Source organism: Alkalimarinus coralli (assembly GCF_023650515.1).
GTDB classification, from domain to species: domain Bacteria; phylum Pseudomonadota; class Gammaproteobacteria; order Pseudomonadales; family Oleiphilaceae; genus Alkalimarinus; species Alkalimarinus coralli.
In genome coordinates this window covers 1,432,838-1,450,498 of record NZ_CP096016.1, presented here as the reverse complement: position 1 = coordinate 1,450,498, position 17,661 = coordinate 1,432,838, and the positions used below count along the sequence as shown (strand labels likewise).

At 45.6% G+C, this 17,661-nt stretch carries 18 protein-coding genes; 6 read left to right on the top strand and 12 right to left on the bottom strand.

Annotated features, from left to right (window positions below):
* Nucleotides 1-105: 105 nt before the first annotated feature.
* The 5 genes from MY523_RS06420 to mce are packed head-to-tail and all read left to right on the top strand — an operon-like array spanning nt 106 to nt 6,591.
* A complete protein-coding gene (locus MY523_RS06420; RefSeq protein WP_250657969.1) occupies nt 106-1,794 on the top strand; it encodes an acyl-CoA dehydrogenase family protein in 1,689 nt (562 codons plus the stop codon).
* A 15-nt stretch (nt 1,795-1,809) separates the two neighbouring features.
* Nucleotides 1,810-3,840 carry a protein meaA gene (locus MY523_RS06415; protein ID WP_250657968.1) on the top strand — a complete coding sequence of 677 codons (2,031 nt, stop codon included), beginning with the start codon at nt 1,810-1,812 and terminating at the stop codon, nt 3,838-3,840.
* Nucleotides 3,815-4,840, top strand: a complete 1,026-nt coding sequence (locus tag MY523_RS06410; RefSeq protein ID WP_250657967.1) for a P-loop NTPase family protein — start codon at nt 3,815-3,817, stop codon at nt 4,838-4,840. The genes MY523_RS06415 and MY523_RS06410 overlap by 26 nt, the downstream gene beginning before the upstream one ends.
* A 44-nt stretch (nt 4,841-4,884) precedes the next feature.
* A complete protein-coding gene (gene ccrA, locus MY523_RS06405) occupies nt 4,885-6,135 on the top strand; it encodes a crotonyl-CoA carboxylase/reductase (RefSeq protein ID WP_250657966.1) in 1,251 nt (416 codons plus the stop codon).
* Nucleotides 6,136-6,189: 54 nt separating this feature from the next.
* Entirely contained in the window at nt 6,190-6,591 is a 402-nt protein-coding gene (gene mce / locus MY523_RS06400; protein ID WP_250657965.1) for a methylmalonyl-CoA epimerase, read from the top strand.
* 88 nt (nt 6,592-6,679) lie between these two features.
* Here the strand turns inward: mce and htpX are convergent, their stop codons facing one another.
* The 11 genes from htpX to MY523_RS06345 form a co-directional block, all read right to left on the bottom strand.
* On the bottom strand, nt 6,680-7,531 hold the full coding sequence (htpX, locus tag MY523_RS06395) for a protease HtpX (RefSeq protein WP_250657964.1): 852 nt from the start codon (nt 7,529-7,531) through the stop codon (nt 6,680-6,682).
* Nucleotides 7,532-7,585: 54 nt separating this feature from the next.
* Entirely contained in the window at nt 7,586-8,218 is a 633-nt protein-coding gene (gene tmk, locus MY523_RS06390; protein WP_250657963.1) for a dTMP kinase, read from the bottom strand.
* Nucleotides 8,219-8,251: 33 nt separating this feature from the next.
* Nucleotides 8,252-9,283 carry an endolytic transglycosylase MltG gene (gene mltG / locus MY523_RS06385; protein WP_250657962.1) on the bottom strand — a complete coding sequence of 344 codons (1,032 nt, stop codon included), beginning with the start codon at nt 9,281-9,283 and terminating at the stop codon, nt 8,252-8,254.
* The gene (pabC, locus tag MY523_RS06380; protein ID WP_256470554.1) at nt 9,280-10,143 is read right to left on the bottom strand and encodes an aminodeoxychorismate lyase; all 864 of its coding nucleotides are present in this window, start codon (nt 10,141-10,143) and stop codon (nt 9,280-9,282) included. The genes mltG and pabC overlap by 4 nt, the downstream gene beginning before the upstream one ends.
* A 13-nt stretch (nt 10,144-10,156) precedes the next feature.
* A complete protein-coding gene (gene fabF / locus MY523_RS06375; protein ID WP_250657960.1) occupies nt 10,157-11,407 on the bottom strand; it encodes a beta-ketoacyl-ACP synthase II in 1,251 nt (416 codons plus the stop codon).
* A 115-nt stretch (nt 11,408-11,522) separates the two neighbouring features.
* Nucleotides 11,523-11,756 carry an acyl carrier protein gene (gene acpP / locus MY523_RS06370; RefSeq protein ID WP_250657959.1) on the bottom strand — a complete coding sequence of 78 codons (234 nt, stop codon included), beginning with the start codon at nt 11,754-11,756 and terminating at the stop codon, nt 11,523-11,525.
* A gap of 116 nt (nt 11,757-11,872) precedes the next feature.
* On the bottom strand, nt 11,873-12,616 hold the full coding sequence (fabG, locus tag MY523_RS06365) for a 3-oxoacyl-ACP reductase FabG (RefSeq protein ID WP_250657958.1): 744 nt from the start codon (nt 12,614-12,616) through the stop codon (nt 11,873-11,875).
* 99 nt (nt 12,617-12,715) lie between these two features.
* Nucleotides 12,716-13,654: an ACP S-malonyltransferase gene (gene fabD, locus MY523_RS06360; protein WP_250658783.1), complete on the bottom strand. Its 939-nt coding sequence runs from the start codon at nt 13,652-13,654 to the stop codon at nt 12,716-12,718.
* Between the two features lie 161 nt (nt 13,655-13,815).
* Nucleotides 13,816-14,913: a phosphate acyltransferase PlsX gene (gene plsX / locus MY523_RS06355; protein WP_370301519.1), complete on the bottom strand. Its 1,098-nt coding sequence runs from the start codon at nt 14,911-14,913 to the stop codon at nt 13,816-13,818.
* Nucleotides 14,903-15,082, bottom strand: a complete 180-nt coding sequence (rpmF, locus tag MY523_RS06350; RefSeq protein WP_250657956.1) for a 50S ribosomal protein L32 — start codon at nt 15,080-15,082, stop codon at nt 14,903-14,905. The genes plsX and rpmF overlap by 11 nt, the downstream gene beginning before the upstream one ends.
* 41 nt (nt 15,083-15,123) lie before the next feature.
* Complete coding sequence (locus MY523_RS06345; protein ID WP_250657955.1) at nt 15,124-15,663, bottom strand: YceD family protein; 540 nt, start codon at nt 15,661-15,663, stop codon at nt 15,124-15,126.
* 114 nt (nt 15,664-15,777) lie between these two features.
* Here MY523_RS06345 and MY523_RS06340 point away from each other — a divergent pair, with 114 nt between their 5' ends.
* Nucleotides 15,778-16,368, top strand: coding sequence for a Maf family protein (locus MY523_RS06340; RefSeq protein WP_250657954.1), 591 nt, complete (start codon nt 15,778-15,780; stop codon nt 16,366-16,368).
* Between the two features lie 237 nt (nt 16,369-16,605).
* Here MY523_RS06340 and MY523_RS06335 read toward each other — a convergent pair whose 3' ends face one another.
* Nucleotides 16,606-17,577: a S49 family peptidase gene (locus tag MY523_RS06335; protein ID WP_250657953.1), complete on the bottom strand. Its 972-nt coding sequence runs from the start codon at nt 17,575-17,577 to the stop codon at nt 16,606-16,608.
* Nucleotides 17,578-17,661: the final 84 nt, after the last annotated feature.

The window sequence follows — 17,661 nt, the reverse complement described above, 5'->3', positions numbered from 1 at the left end:
GACAAATAGTATGTTTGTCATTTGTTGCAAATTTATCAAACGGTACTAATTTCTTTAGTCTGGTTTATAAAAAGCTATTGCCTATAACGCTACTTAGGAGGCCTCTTGTCTCAGCACCCTTCACAACTGATTGACCAGGCACTTGTTGCCGTCGAATCAGGGCAACAACTACTTAATAAGTCACTTAGCTTTATTAAAAGCAGCTGCTTAAACGAAGCTGGTCGAGTATCCGCCACTAAGTTAGACCAGTATCAACTGGTATCGTACGACCTTGCATTTTCGGCAGCAGAGCTAGCGGGTGCCAAGTGTATGATCGATTATGCTCGAAAAATCAGGTCAAACAGGGATAACCATCCAGAACTGCAAATTGAAGAACGTGTAACCTTACAGTTTTGCGCTGAGATTCTTCAGAACATCCGGAGTCGTCTAGCGCCGAGAAAAAGAGAGTTCGGCCTCTCTATGGAAGATTTTTCGAACACGCTGGATTCCTCTTCAGTTCAGGCATTTTGTGACGAACACCTGGCAACCGAAAAGTTGGTAGCGCTTGGTCAGCTAGCATTACAGGAAAACGGACGCACCGGCGACTACGTTTTGGAAGAAGATAAAGAGATCATGCGTGAAACCTTTAGAAACTTCGCATCAGACGTTGTGATGCCATTGGCAGAAGAGATCCACCGACACGATTTGATTGTCCCGGATGAAATCCTCAATACACTGGTTGAAATGGGCTGTTTCGGGCTATCTATTCCGGAGAAGTACGAAGGCCTTCAGCCAGATGACCAAGAAGACAATATGGGAATGATCGTTGTTACTGAAGAGCTTTCAAGAGGTTCGTTAGCCGCAGCGGGAAGCCTGATTACTCGACCCGAGATCCTCTCACGAGCGCTAATGGCTGGTGGAACAGAAAAGCAAAAACAGTATTGGCTACCAAAGCTAGCGGCGGCAGACCCGTTTTGTGCTGTCGCGATAACTGAACCGGATTATGGCTCAGACGTAGCGGGCATGAAGTTAAAAGCCGAGCGAGTCGAAGGCGGCTGGAAACTCAATGGTGCAAAAACCTGGTGCACATTTGGTGGCAAAGCAGGCGTTTTGCTTACCCTCGCCAGAACAGACCCAGACCCGAGCCTTGGCCACAAAGGTCTCAGTATGTTTCTGGTCGAAAAGCCCTCTTTTGACGGACACGACTTTGAGTACCAACAAGAAGGCGGAGGCAAGCTCACCGGTAAAGCCATTCCAACCATTGGTTATCGTGGCATGCACTCATTCGATGTATTTTATGATGATGTATTTGTACCCGATTCAAACCTCTTAGGTGGTGAAGCCGGGCTAGGAAAAGGCTTTTACTACACCATGGCAGGGTTCTCTGGTGGACGCATACAAACCGCAGCCCGAGCCAACGGTTTAATGCAAGCCGCATTTGAAGCAGGTATCAATTATGCCAAAGAACGTAAAGTGTTCGGCGCGCCTATTGGCGAGTATCAGCTAACACTAGTAAAGCTGGCCAAGATGGCCACCTTATTGACCTCATCCAGACAGTTCACCTATGCAGTAGGACGACTAATGGATGAAGGAAAAGGACAAATGGAAGCCAGTTTAGTCAAACTCTTTGCCTGCAAAAGCTCAGAGTGGTTAAGCCGGGAAGCCATGCAAATCCACGGAGGCATGGGCTATGCTGAAGAGTCCGCTGTAAGCCGGTACTGGATCGATGCTCGGGTCTTATCAATTTTTGAGGGCGCAGAGGAAACGCTCGCACTTAAGGTAATTGCCCGCTCACTTATTGAGAATGCCGCCTAAATTCAGGAAGGGACTATGACTGAACAAAACAGCCACACGATCTATGATAAGGACGGTAAGCCTACGCGAGACCGCCCCTGGATTTTCCGTACCTATGCCGGACACACCAACGTATGGGCAACCAATGAACTTTACAGGGACAACCTTTCTAAAGGCCAGACCGGTTTAAGTATCGCGATGGATCTGGCAACACAGTGCGGTTATAGCTCCGACCACCCTATTGCCAAGCCTGAAATTGGCAAAGTTGGCGTTCCAATCAACTCGTTAGACGATTTTCATATTCTTTTTGACAATATACCGCTTGAAGAAATGAATACGTCAATGACAATCAATGGCACGGCAATGTGGCTGCTGTCACTGTACGTCGCGCTTGCAGAAGAACGGGGCGTTGACATCAGTCAATTGAAGGGCACAACCCAAAACGACCTTATAAAGGAGTACCTTGCCAGAGGGACGTACATATTTCCTCCTGAAGACTCAATGCGGCTTATCGTCGATATGTATGAGTTTTGCCTTCACAACATCCCTAGCTGGAACGCATCAAACATTTGCTCCTACCACCTTCAAGAAGCCGGAGCCACGCCTGTTCAAGAGCTTGCTTTCGCTTTAGTTACAGCTATTACCATTCTTGATGCCATTAAAGAACGAGACTGTTTTAGCGAAGAGGAGTTTGAGCGCTGCGTTGGACGCATCTCGTTCTTCGTAAACGCGGGAATGCGGTTCGTAGAAGAAGTGTCAAAAATGCGGGCATTCTGCGAAATGTGGGATGAGATCACACAAGAGCGATACGGTGTAAAAAACGCCAAATATCGACGCTTCCGATATGGCGTACAGGTTAACTCGCTTGGCTTAACAGCAGAACAGCCAGAGAACAACGCCTGGCGTATTCTTATCGAAACGCTAGGTGTTACATTGAGCAGGAAGGCACGCTGTCGAGCATTGCAACTACCCGCGTGGAATGAAGCGCTGTCGCTCCCCCGCCCTTGGGATCAACAGTGGTCATTACGAATACAGCAGATCCTCGCCTATGAAACAGACCTGCTCGAGTATCCGGATCTTCTGGAAGGGTCAGTGGTCATCGAATCAAAAGTTAAACAACTAAAAGACCAGGCTTATGACGAAATAAACCGCGTTCTTGACTTGGGAGGCGGTGTCGAAGCCGTTAAAACAGGTTATATGAAATCAGCCTTGGTGGCGTCTCAGAGCGAGCGAATGGGCCGGCTTGCCAATGGAGAACAAATAGTCGTCGGTAAAAATAAGTGGATGGAAGGGCTTGAGTCTCCGTTAGTCGGCGACAGCGATGGCGGTATATTCATGGTAGACGCCAAAGCGGCTCAAAAGACGCTCGACGCACTGGCGGAGACCAAACGAACAAGAGACGACGAACGGGTTAAGGCAGCGCTTGCTCGTCTGGCAGAGCATGCAAAAAATAATACGAACTTGATGGAAGCCTCCATTGAGTGTGCTAAAGCACGAGTAACGACTGGAGAGTGGTCCGAGACGTTACGAAGTGTCTTCGGCGAGTATCGCCCCCCTACGGGTGTTGATGGACAGTCAATGTCAATTGACGACGATAGTAATAGCCTGACCTCGGTTCGTAACAAAATATCTGACTTTATCGAGACTCATGGTTACAGACCTCGTATTGTGGTCGGCAAGCCTGGATTAGACGGCCACTCAAACGGTGCTGAAATGATTGCTGTAGCCGCAAAACACGCGGGCTTTGACGTCGTATATTTTGGCATTAGGCTCAGTGCGTCAGACATTGTCCAATCAGCCTTGGAAGAAAACGTAGACCTAATTGGCGTGTCGCTACTTTCAGGTTCACACAATGAAATCATGGCACAGCTATTTGATGAGCTGGATAAGAATGGGGCCAAAGACTCAATTCCAGTAATTTTGGGTGGCATCATTCCTGAACCTGATTATGAAAAATTAGAAAACATGGGAGTTAAACGTATATTTACTCCTAAGGACTTCGACCCAATGGCTGTAATGGACGAAATCATGGACGTGATCAATGAGCAAAAGTCAAAACAGCTTTGAGTCCATCATGCCTCCTGAGCTAAAGGAGATGGTTACGCGAGCAAAGAGGCTTGAAAAATGGCCTCTCGCCCAGCTAATTTCATTGTTCGAGGTCAACACAGAGCGAGCCAAGCAGTCCCGCCACAGCATAATCACCTATTTAAGCGAACAACCGGAAAGTGATCGTAAGCAAGGGCTTGTTCTCGGCATAACAGGCACACCAGGCGCCGGTAAATCCAGCCTGATAGGAGAGTTATGCTTGAGTATGCTTAAGGAAACCCCGTCACTCTCAGTTGCCGTTTTAGCCGTGGATCCATCAAGTCAACGGTCAGGGGGCTCATTATTGGGAGACCGAACACGTACCAACTTTCCAGTAGACGACAACCGGCTGTTTTTTCGTTCTCAGGCATCAGATCTGGATTTGGGAGGCGTGGGGAAAAAAACATATCAAGTAACCCGCCTGCTAAGATACCTGTTTGATATCACCATTATTGAGACTGTTGGCATAGGACAGAGTGAAGTTGAAGTCGAGCAATTAAGTGATCATACCTGCCTCGTTCTTCAACCCTTTGCAGGTGATCAGGTCCAGTTTATGAAAGCTGGAATAATGGAAGTGCCTAACACCTTTGTTATTAACAAGTGTGATGAAGATAGCCTCGCCAAAAAAAGCTATCACTTGCTTAAGTCAAGCTTGAAGCTTGTTAATGTATCTATCGATCACAACGCTGATGACGCCAAGCAAATATTTTTAACTAGCGCATTAAAGCAAAAAGGTATCGATGAGCTTGCCAGCTTTTTGCTCAAGCTACATCAGGACAAATCAGTTAGAAAATCAGCCCTGGATCAAGAGCTGTTTTATCTTCGAAAGTGGGTTTTTCAGGAGTTTGGCCGCTTTGGGCTAACTCATTTTGATGCGACATTAGAGTCAGAGCTCAAGTTACATAAAAGTTATGAAGAGAAGGAGCAATACATTATTGGTGTAATGCGAGCACTCATACCTTCTCTAACCAGTGCAGGTTAACCAGCTATTCAATCTTTAAATTTAATAATAATAGGGGAACTGTAATGACAGCAACCAAAGAACTATACGAAATAGGCGAAACACCACCCTTGGGTGAGGTACCTGCAAAAATGCATGCATGGCTCATTCGACCAGAGCGTTTTGGAGAACCCACCAAAGCCTTTCAGAAAGAAACCCTTGATGTGCCCGAAATAGGCGATGACGAAGTGCTTGTTTACGTTATGGCCGCAGGTGTTAACTATAATAATGTATGGGCTGGCCTGGGGATTCCCGTTAATGTCATTGCAGCACGCAATAAAGCCGGTGAAACCGAAAACTTCCATATTGGTGGATCAGACGCATCTGGCATTGTTTATAAAATCGGCAAGGATGTCACCAATGTTAAGGTTGGTGACGAGGTCGTTGCTCACTGCGGCAGCTGGAAGAAGAACTGCGCCATGGAGCAAGCAGGTAAAGACCCTATGTACGATAGCACCTTTCGTATCTGGGGCTACGAAACAAACTATGGCAGTTTTGCCCAGTTTACAAAAGTTCAGGATCACCAACTTCTACCTAAACCAAAGCACCTGAGCTGGGAGGCAGCGGCCACCTATATGTTGGTAGGCGCAACTTCCTACCGTATGCTCATGGCGTGGCAGCCCAATACAGTTAAAAAAGATGATGTTGTACTGGTCTGGGGTGGTGCCGGCGGCATTGGCTCTATGGCAATCCAAATCGCGAAGGCGCAAGGCGCTAAGCCAATTGCCGTTATATCTGATGACAGTAAGATCGACTTCTGTATGAAGTTAGGCGCAGTAGGCTGCATCAACCGAAATGACTTTGACCACTGGGGAATGATGCCTCACTGGAAAGATCAGGAAGGGTATGGTCAGTGGCTAAAAGGGGCTCGTAAGTTTGGTAAAGCTATTTGGGATATCATCGGGGAGAAGCGTGGCGTCGATGTTGTATTCGAGCACCCTGGTGAAACAACGCTCCCTACCTCAGTATTTGTGTGCGAAACCGGCGGTATGGTAGTCATTTGTGCAGGTACCACGGGCTTTAATGCCACCCTGGATCTGCGTTACCACTGGATGCGCCAAAAACGTCTGCAAGGCTCTCATTTTGCCAATGATGACCAGGCAAAAGGTATTAATGATCTAGTTGCAGAAGGAAAAGTTGATCCATGTTTAGCCATGACATATACCTATGACCAACTTCCTCAAGCACATCAACTGATGTATGAAAACAAGCACCCGTCTGGCAACATGTCTGTACTTGTTGGCGCACAAGATACCAATATGGGTATTAGTGAGTAACATACACTCCCCTCATCTATTTTGATGAGGGGCTTTCAATTTGAGTTTTAAGCCATGATTAAAAAGATAGACCATTTAGGAATAGCAGTAACTGATCTGGAAGAGGCAATCGAGATCTATAAGAATATAGGTCTAGAGTTTGTGGGCACCGAAGTTGTTGACGAACAAAAAGTTGAAACCGCATTCTTCAAAGTTGGCGAGTCTTACTTTGAATTGCTTGCAGCGACTGACCCATCGAGCCCTATTGCAAAGTTTATTGATAAAAATGGTGGCCGTATGCACCATATCGCATTAGCTGTTGACGATATCGAAGCTGAAATACAGCGACTTATTGACCTTGATTTTGAGATGATTGATAGCGTTCCAAGAAAAGGTGCTCATGGTAATCAAATTGCCTTCATGCATCCACGTTCAACCAAAGGAACGCTGCTAGAAATTTGCTCTAAGCAGAAATAGGCTCATAAGCAATTTAAGCTAAAAAACTGCGCCACTCTCTCGTATTCATTCAATAATAGAGCTGCGCAGTTTTTACATCGCCCCTGTTTTACATTTGCCCTTGCAGTGCAGCGATTCGCTTTTCCAGCGGAGGGTGGCTCATAAACAGTTCAGACATTCCACGTTTTCCGCTAATACCAAACGCCGTTAGCTGACCATCAAGCTGACTTTCAGTCCTATCTCCCTGCAGCCTTCTAAGTGCATTTATCATCTTTTGCTTACCCGCCAAATCGGCTCCGCCTTCATCTGCTCTAAATTCTCGGTAGCGAGAAAACCACATAACGATAATACTTGCTAGCGCACCAAACACGACTTGAAAAAACATCACGGTGATGAAGTATATAAACCTGTTATCACTTCCTCTGCTAATGGCGCTTGCAGCTATTCGAGCAAAGAAAAATACAAAGGTGTTCATAACACCTTGAAGCAGCGTCATTGTTACCATATCACCGTTAGCGACGTGGCTTACTTCATGGCCCAATACAGCTTCTGCCTCATCCTGAGTCATACTTTGTAGCAAGCCTGTACTGACGGCAACCAATGCACTGTTTTTATTCATGCCGGTAGCAAATGCATTAATTTCTGGAGAGTTATACATGGCCACTTCCGGCATGCCTATTCCAGCAGCATCGGCTTGCTTTTTCACTGTGCTTAGAAGCCAGCTCTCTTGAGCATTACGAGGCTGCTCGATAACATAAGCTCCAACACTTTTTTTGGCGATCCACTTCGACATCGCAAGTGATACAAAAGCCCCCCCCATCCCAAAAACAGCTGAGATAAGTAAAAGCCCTCCCGTTCCTTCCGGGTGAATTCCCAGAATAGGCAACACCACGTTCAAAACAACGCCCAATACAATTAGTATCGCGAAGTTCGTCGCAATAAACAGCATTATTCGTTTCATATTATCCCTCACTCTCAAGGTTGACCGTTATCTACCGGTACCATTCGTTTATCTCTAAACCGTCTGATCAACTATCGACTCAACGACACTTTTAAGTTGAACCTGAACGTCTACAAGTTGCTTTGATGCATCAATTAACTCGAACCGATCAGGTTCGTTACTCAGTCTTTCCAAATAAACATTTCTAACACGTTCAAAGAACATGCCCTTCTCATTCTCAAATCGGTCAAGCTCACCTCTTTTATGGGCTCTAGCCATACCAATTTCAACAGGCGCATCCAATAATATTGTTTTATCAGGCCGAAAATTTCCTTGTACGAACTTCTCAAGAATGCTAATTCTTTCAGCATCCACTTCTCTCCCCCCGCCTTGATACGCATAGGTTGCATCCGTAAAGCGGTCTGAAATGACCCAGTGACCTTTTAAAAGAGCGGGCTTAATCAGATTCTCAATATGCTGGGCCCTAGCCGCAAACATCAACAACAGCTCTGAATTTTCAACGACACGTTCGTCACGATTTTTTAGTAAGATTTCCCGAATCTCTTCAGCCATCGGTGTACCGCCAGGCTCTCTGGTTACAACAACCTTAATCCCCTTAGACTCCAGAGTGCTGCGAATAAACGAAATGTTAGTGGACTTTCCAACACCCTCAGCCCCCTCTACCGTTAAGAAAAGCCCTTTTTTCACTATGAATAAACCTCAATTGTCCCGCTTGGCTGATTATTTGGTCGAGCGATAGCTCTTTTTTCGATTATAGATTTGGTACTTGTTTACAGCATTGATGTGTTCTTTCAATGTCTCGGAAAAGTGATGCAGCCCATTACCCTTAGCGACGAAGTATAGCGTTTTAGATGAGTCAGGGTGCAACGTGGCATGTATTGCCTCTCTGCCCGCCATGGCTATAGGCGTCGGAGGAAGGCCGTTAATTTTATAGGTATTGTACGGCGTATACTGCCTTAAGTGTGCCCTGGTAATATTTCCCTTGTAGTTATCTCCCAAACCATAGATAACAGTTGGATCAGTTTGTAATCTCATTCCTTTAATAATGCGCCGCACAAACACGCCAGCAATCTGCTGCCTCTCAGATGCATCGCCTGTTTCTTTTTCTACTATCGAAGCCAGAATTAGCGCTTCATATGGCGACGCCAATGGTACGTCTTTATTGCGGGCTTCCCACTCTTCGTTTAGTACTTTTTGCATACGATTAAACGAGCGAACCAAAATGCTGAGATCTGTATCGTTTTTCTTGTACAAGTAGGTGTCCGGGAAAAATAAGCCTTCGGGGTGTTGATACTCATCAGTCACAGCACGAAGTATATCCATGGGCTTATTTCCAATAACCACTTTTTTCAGCTTGTCGTGACGAGACAGCTCATTGATTAATTCTTTAAAAGTCCACCCTTCTACAAGGGTTATCTGGTAACTAACAGAGCGACCTGAAACAAAAACGTCAACCAACTGTGGAATCGTTAATGCCCCTTTTAAGCTATATTCTCCCGCTTTAAGCTTCCCACTCAAGCCACTGACTCGGCCATAGACCTTCATAATCTGGGGCGACGTTAACACCCCTTTTGTAACCAGTTGATGCGTAACGGAGGTAAAACTTTGCCCCGACTGTATCTCCACATCTAGCGTATCGCCTTGTGCAACGACTACTTTTTGAAGCTCATAGTTGTAGTATGCCCATGCTGATAGAGCCGCCAGGCACATCAAGAGCAGCGTTATAATTAGTACAATAAATCGTTTTTTCAAACTTTATACTCGAACATTAATTTTTCATTAAAAAGTCGCTGTATATCATATACCAGAGGGCTTATTGGCAACAATGCACCGTCCATCTGTCGAACGGGCCAAATACCTAGTACGCTATTGGTCACGGCCATGCCTTCAAACTGATGTATGGCAGATGGCAACACCCTCTCAAAACGAGCACTTAAGCCAAGCTCTTGGGCGTTCAGGAAAACAAAGTCTCTGGCGACACCATCAACTCCACATAAGTCTGTCGCTGGAGAGACAATCTCGCCATCACCAAAAAACAGAATATTAGACTTTGTCCCCTCAATTAAGCGGCCACGCTGGTCAAGCATGATACCTTCTGAAGAGGATTTGGGTACTTCAGAACTGGCAAGCACTTGATCCAGTCTGTTCAAGTGCTTTATTCCTGCTAGATATGAGTTCTCAGACAGACGATATCGACAAGTGGTCACGTTGACCCCCTCAGATGGGTGAGTCGACGAATAGCTTGGAGCTGGATAGCATATAACGACTTCGGTCGCTGTACTCTGCTCAGGCACTTGATAGCCACGGCCACCAGCACCTCTTGATATAATCAATTTAACAATACAGGTGTCTGACTTGGTTCCAGCAATTTCGATGACACGGTTGAGGCCAGACCATAGCCGCTCAATTAGCTTATCGTCAGTCTCTATTTTGAGCTTTTCACAGCCTTTAATTAGCCTTTTACAATGGTACTCCCATAAGGGTGCAATACCTTTAACAACCCTGACAGTCTCGAAAAGACCGTCTCCGTACATGAACCCTCTGTCAAAAATGTCTATAGATTGTTTCAAACAACCATTTATAAGAACTGGAAACGCCGACAAACCAGTCACTCCGAAAATCGTATCAATGCGTAAATTTGGCAAACACTAAGGAGCCATTAGTGCCACCAAACCCAAATGAGTTTGACAACGCGTATCGTACCTCGCCCTCTTGAGCCTGATGGGCAACAAAGTTCAAGTCACACTCTTTATCAGGGTTATCAAGGTTAATGGTTGGCGGTACAACACTATTTAAAATACTATTAATGCAAAATATTGCCTCAACCGAGCCCGCCGCGCCAAGTAAGTGCCCGGTCATCGATTTGGTCGAACTAATCTTCAATGCTGACGCGTGCTGTCCAAAAACAGCCTTAATCGCTCTGCACTCGGCTATATCACCTTGTGGCGTCGACGTTCCATGGGCGTTTATATAGTCAATTTCAGAAGTATTTATGCCCGCGTCTTTAAGCGCTCTTTTCATTGACATTTGCGCCCCTTCGCCACTTTCTGGTGGGGACGTAATATGGAACGCATCATCGCTCATTCCAAAACCGACAAGCTCACAAAGAATATTCGCTCCCCGTTTTTGGGCTGACTCCAGCGATTCCAATACAATAACTCCTGCACCATCCCCCAACACAAAACCATCTCGGTCAACATCCCATGGTCGACTCGCCTTCTCCGGCTCATCGTTACGGGTCGACAGCGCTCTAGCCGAGCAGAATGATGCCACGCCGGTTGGTGTGGTAGCCATTTCTGCCCCGCCTGCAATCATTACTTCTGCGTCTCCATAGGCGATAGTTCGTGCTGCATAGCCTATATTATGGGTTCCCGTTGTACATGCCGTGGTGATGGCTATATTGGGACCTTTAAAGCCGTAGCGAATGGCCAAATTACCTGAAATCATATTGATAACAGAGCCAGGCACAAAAAACGGAGAAACCTTTCTTGGCCCGCCTTCTAGCAAGGCCTTATAGTTGTTTTCAATGGTTTCGAGCCCACCAATACCTGAACCGATAGCAACGCCTGTTTTTTCAAGCAACTCTGTGTCTTTGCAGTCTGCTAAGCCCGCATCTTCAACAGCCTGTATGGATGCAATTAAGCCATACTGCATAAAGCGATCGATTTTTCGAATCTCTTTTTTACTGAGATATTCCTCGACGTCCAAACCTTTGACCGCGCCTCCAATTTTAGTCGCAAAGCTTTCAGCGTCAAAGCTCTCTATATAACCAATACCACTCACACCTTTAATAGCCGCATTCCATGAATCGGTTACATTAGTACCTAAAGGTGAAACCATACCGGTGCCCGTAACTACTACTCGCCTCAATGCCATCTGAAACCTCTCAAAGCCTGCTATCAAGCTGTAAATGCCACGCCTAGAAACTAAAAAGCCGCCCGAAATATAATATTCGCGCGGCCTATGGCTTGGCTAAAATAAAACTGATTTGTTATTGATTTGAAATAATATAGTCAATTGCATTCTGAACAGTCGCTAGTTTCTCAGCTTCTTCATCAGGAATTTCAGTCTCAAACTCTTCTTCAAGCGCCATCACCAACTCGACTGTATCGAGAGAATCTGCCCCTAAATCTTCTACAAAAGATGAAGTGTTTTGAACTTCAGATTCTTTTACACCAAGCTGTTCACAAACAATCTTTTTAACGCGCTCTTCGACAGTACTCATACTTTCCTCTCTATATATAAACCAAGCACTTAGTTGCGTGCTAGTCTAGTAGAATATAACCCCTTAAACAAGCGTGAATTCAACATAAAAACAATGTTGGTAAGCGGCCAAGGGGGCTACCCCATGTACATTCCGCCGTTCACATTAATTGTTTCGCCTGTAATATACCCGGCAGACTCACTCGCCAAAAATCCAACAACACCTGCAATTTCTTCTGGCTTACCCAACCGTTTAGCAGGAATGATTGAAAGCATTGCATTAACCTGCTCTTCACTTAATTCCTTTGTCATATCCGTTTCGATAAAGCCCGGAGCGACCGAGTTTACCGTTACCCCCCTGCCCGCAATTTCTTTTGCAAGAGAGCGCGTAAAACCTTCAACTCCTGCCTTTGCAGCGGCGTAATTAACCTGACCGGCATTCCCCATGGATGCAACGACAGAGCTGACGTTAATAATTCGCCCCCACCTTGCCTTTGACATACCCCTTAATACTGCTTTCGAAGTTCGATACATTGAAGAGAGGTTTGTGTTCAGAACTGAGTCCCACTCATCTGACTTCATTCGAAGCAGGAGGTTGTCCTTCGTAATACCGGCGTTGTTGACCAGAACCAACGGAACACCATAAGCTGATTTAACCTGATCAATCCCCTCTTCTACCGACTCAGAACTCGAAACATCCATTACAATTCCGTCACCGCGCAACCCCCAACGGGCAAAATAGTGCGATATAGCCGATGCACCTTCTTCGGTAGTCGCGGTGCCGATAACAGTATAATCTTGAGAAGCCAATGTTTTAGCAATAGCCTTCCCAATCCCCCGACTTGCCCCCGTGATCAATGCAACCTTATTATCTAAAGACATTAACAAACTCCTTTTTTTGGTTATCGCCGCGCTGAAAGCGGCCAACATATCATAACCATTTGTATATAGAGACTTATTGATTTACCCAATATCAAACAATCACTTTGCCGTTTCCTGCAAAGCATCACGCAGCTTCTCTGGGCTTTCAATGTTAAATCCAGTGAGACCTCGATCAATTCGCTTCGCCAACCCCGTTAACACTTTCCCCGGGCCACATTCTACTATTGCCTCAGCACCATTCTCTGCAATACATTTCACACTCTGAGTCCAGAGCACTGGCGAGTATAACTGCTTTACCAAATTATCAATCAGCTTAGCTTTGTTGGTTTCCATTTCAGCAGTGACATTTTGAACAACGGGTATTACGGCATCATTAAAATCAAGGGAGCGTAACGCATGCTCTAACCTTTCAGCAGCCTGTTTCATCAACGCGCTATGAGCTGGAACACTGACAGGAAGAGGTAACGCCCTTTTCGCACCCGCTTCTTTGCACGCAATGATAGCTCTATCAACTGCATTTTTTGCACCCGCAATAACGACCTGTCCAGGCGCATTAAAATTAACGGCTGATACGACCTCGCCCTCTGCAGCACTATTGCACGCAGAAATCACGCCGCTGTCATCTAGCCCGATAACCGCTGCCATCGCGCCTTCGCCGAGAGGAACAGCCTCTTGCATTAATTGGCCGCGCAATCTAACGAGCTTTACAGCCTCAGCAAAGGGCAGCGCTCCAGCAGCTACCAGTGCAGAGTACTCTCCAAGGCTATGACCAGCTAAACACACAGGTTCAGCACCGCCCAACTCTTGCCATACGCGATAAAGCGCAACACTTGCAATTAGAATAGCGGGCTGAGTATGTTCAGTTTTATTTAACTCTTCTAGCGGGCCATTGCTGATTAATGACCACATATCAAAACCCAAAACCTCAGCGGCTTCAGCAAAGCACTCACGTACAGTATTAAACTCTTGATAGGCTTCTGAGAGCATGCCTATTGATTGTGATCCCTGACCTGGAAATACTATCGATGTTTTCATAATTGCAGCGTAATTTATAAATTTAGTTAATGCGATTAGCTATAGGTATAGTTGCCTTCCAGCTCAGCCTATACTTGCAAAAATCGCTCATAATAACTCTAAGCACCAATAACCAAGCAGCGCCTAACGTGAATAATAAGAAGGATAGCAGTATATATGCAGCGCTAAAACAATAACTCATCAAGGCGGTCATTGATTAAGTCGGGGACTTTCCTCTCGGCCTCATCAAAAGCCTGATCAATGGCATACGCAAACGCTTCTGAGTCTGCATTTCCATGACTCTTAACAACAACGCCTTGTAAACCAACAAAGAGTGCGCCATTGTGCCGCGAAGGATCGACCTGCTGAAGTAGCCCACCAAGCAAAGGCATAATAAGCTTACCCAGCAAACGTGTATACCAGTGTTTTTCGAATATATCACGCAATGCCTGATGCACAAGCCTTGCAACACCTTCACCGGTTTTAAGGGCAACATTACCTACAAAGCCATCGCACACAATGACATCTGCAACACCGTTAAATAAATCGCCACCTTCAACAAACCCGACGTAGTTTAACCCTTCACACTCAGCCAGCATCGTTGATGAAAGCCTGACCTGCTCACTGCCTTTAATCTCTTCTTCGCCAACATTAATAAGTGCAACACGAGGCGCTTTTACGCCCTCCATCGCTTCTACCAATATTGCCCCCATCAACGCAAATTGGTACAAGTGCTCTGCCGTACTATCGACATTAGCTCCGAGATCCAAAACATAGCAGTATCCTGCTGGTGAAGGTAGACGTTTGGTTATCGCAGGCCTATCAATCCCTGGACACATCCCTAGTATAGATCGCCCCAAAAGCATCAACGCCCCCGTATTGCCAGCACTAACACACCCTTCTGCAGCGCCATCCCTGACTAACTGAAGTGCTATTGCCATTGATGATTTTTGCTTGGTTCTCAGGGCTCGAGAAGGCCTGTCGCTCATTAGAACCACATCTGGCGCATGATGGATTGTTAATCGACCACTATCTTGGAAGTCATTAACAAGGGGGATAAGAGCTGGTGGTAATGAAGAACTCGATGGATGAGAACTATTAGCAGATTGCGGATGCAACAAGGCCTCAAGATCATCCTGATTACCAACCAGAATAATGCTTAAGGCCTCATTTTTTTTGAGACTTTCTAGTGCTGCGATGACTGTTGCCTGGGGAGCTAAGTCCCCACCCATTGCATCAACAGCAACAGTGACTCGGTCAACCAAAGCAGTATTAGTCGTCAGAAGACTCAATTACCTTTTTACCACGAAGGAAGCCATCAGGAGTCACATGGTGACGACGATGAACTTCACCAGTAGTCGGATCGGTCGATAGTGTAGCTGCACTTAGTGAATCGTGCGAACGACGCTGTCCACGTCTGGATCGAGTTACTTTACTCTTTTGAACTGCCATTGGTTATTTACTCCCAAGTAATCTCTGATAAGAATACGACGTTACTTATCAAATTTAATGTTAGACAAAACCCCGAAAGGGTTTGGCTTTTTATCTTCAGTTTTATCAGCTTCTACTTCTTCGTCATAGAAATCAACGACAGAAGCATCAACCTTACAGTCTTTTGGCTCATGGTAAGCAAACATTGGAACACTCAAGAGCAACTCTTCATCAAGTATATCAGAGAGCTCCATATTGTCATCCAGCTCAACCATCAGCGGCTCGTAAATCTTTGGAAGATTTACTGCTTGCTCATCAGTTAGCACAAGCCCCAAAACAAATTCTGATTGAATCGTTTTAGATACCGGCTCCAGACAACGCTGACAAACCATAGACACGTCACACGACAGCTTGCCACTTAATATTCTTAACCTTTGCTCATCGCGACCAAACACTAACTCTGCATTCACTTCACCCTCAGAACTAACCAGTAGTTCTGATACTCTTGGCAGCTTACTCAAGGCGATTGAACCAATAAGTTCAGTTCCCTGTTCTGCAAGTTTTACTGGGTTAACAGTTAATGGTAAGGGCATATTCGACATAAGCGCGCAATTTTAGGGGCGAATTTAAGTATTGTCAAAACATTATGGCGAAATTAGCATATATTCTAAACATATCACTCAAATACTGTTTAAAAGCAGCCAACAGGTTCACACATGAGCACGTTACCTCTCGTTTTAGCCTCTACATCTCCGTATAGAAAGCAAATCCTGGAAAAGCTATGCCTTCCTTTTTCAACAGCGGCCCCCAACATTGATGAAAGTGCTCTGGAAGGCGAACAGCCAAAAGACATGGTGGAAAGGGTTACCAAAGCCAAAGCACTGGCAATCAGGCACAAATACCCAAATCACCTTATTATTTCGTCTGACCAAATTGCCACACTAGATGATGGAACCGTACTCACCAAACCGAACGGCCATGAAAACGCCGTCAAACAGCTGAACGCCTGCAGCGGCAAACATGTGACATTTCTTACCGGTTTAGCTTTGCTGAACAGTAAAACGAACAACCATCAGTTTGTTCTAGAACCATTCCGCGTCCACTTCAGGACGCTGACAACACGAGAGATAGAAAATTACTTAAACATAGAGAAACCATACGACTGTGCTGGCAGCTTTAAAGTTGAAGGAATGGGGATATGCTTATTTGATAAATTATCGGGGGATGATTTTAACGCACTAATAGGGCTCCCCTTGATTCGCCTGCTCACCCTACTGAGAAATGAGTCAGTCAACCCATTGAGCTAATATTTTGCGCGACAAGCCACCAAGTACAGTCGGCGTTTGCCGACTGCACCAATTAACCAAAATCTTAAAACACCGTATTATAGATCGAAGCGTTTTATTGTGAGCACAGTCTTAGTGCTACTTCCTTAGTACTACTGCCTTAGTGCTACTGCCTTAGTGCTACTGCCTTAGTGCTACTGCCTTAGTGCTACTGCCTTAGTGCTACTGCCTTAGTGCTACTGCCTTAGTGCTACTGTCTCATTGTAGCTTCATAACTCCATTAACTACACTATTAGAAATAGCACTCCCAATTGAGGTACCCAGCCTTTGAGTAAACTTCTCAAAAGGGTCTGGCTTCGGAGTAAAGTCGACAATATTTTCCACCCCTATTACTTCACGGGCAACATAGCCAGGACTTCCCAGCCCATCGATCAGTCCAAGCTCTAGCGCCTGCTCCCCGCTCCATACCAAACCTGTAAATAGATCGGGATTATCCTTCAGTCGTTCTCCCCGCCCCTCTTTGACCTTGCCAATAAACTGATTGTGCGTAGTCTTGAGAACCTTCCCCCAAAACTCAACCTCCTCTTCCTTTTCTGGCGAGAATGGGTCAAGGAAACCTTTATGCGCTCCCGAGGTATAGTTACGTCGCTCTATACCGAGCTTATCGAGCGTTTCAACAAAGCCAAACCCTGCAGCGGTCACTCCAATTGACCCTACCAAACTGGCTTTATCTGCGTATATATGATCAGCCGCAGCAGCAATGTAATAAGCACCCGACGCCCCTATATCGCCAATAACGGCATAAACCATAACGTCAGAATTAAGTGCTTTTAACCTTTTTATCTCATCATAGATATAACCAGATTGCACTGGACTACCGCCAGGACTATTAATTCGAAGAATAATACCTTTGGTATTTTTGTCCTCAAATGCACCACGAAGCCCCTGAACCACAACATCAGCTGCGGCATCTTCATTTGCGGCGATAACACCATTTACATCAATCAATGCGGTATGCGCTCCACCTTTAGTAACAGAAGCACCATCACCACTTACGTTAAAGAGGTAAAGCAAAGCAAAAAGATAGGTAAACGTTAATAGTTTGAAGAACACCCCCCAGCGCCTGGAGCGGCGTTGCTCCGCACTTAGCTGAAGCATCGTTTTTTCGATAATTTTCCATTCCTTACTACTTTCAGGTCGAGTGTCGCTCAATTGGTCTTCCCCTAACATCCGCATTAGCCTAAGAATTATTTAATAGGTACAAACTTATATAAAACCAGCTTAGAATTCAATTTTTGGCGCTTAAATCAAGCC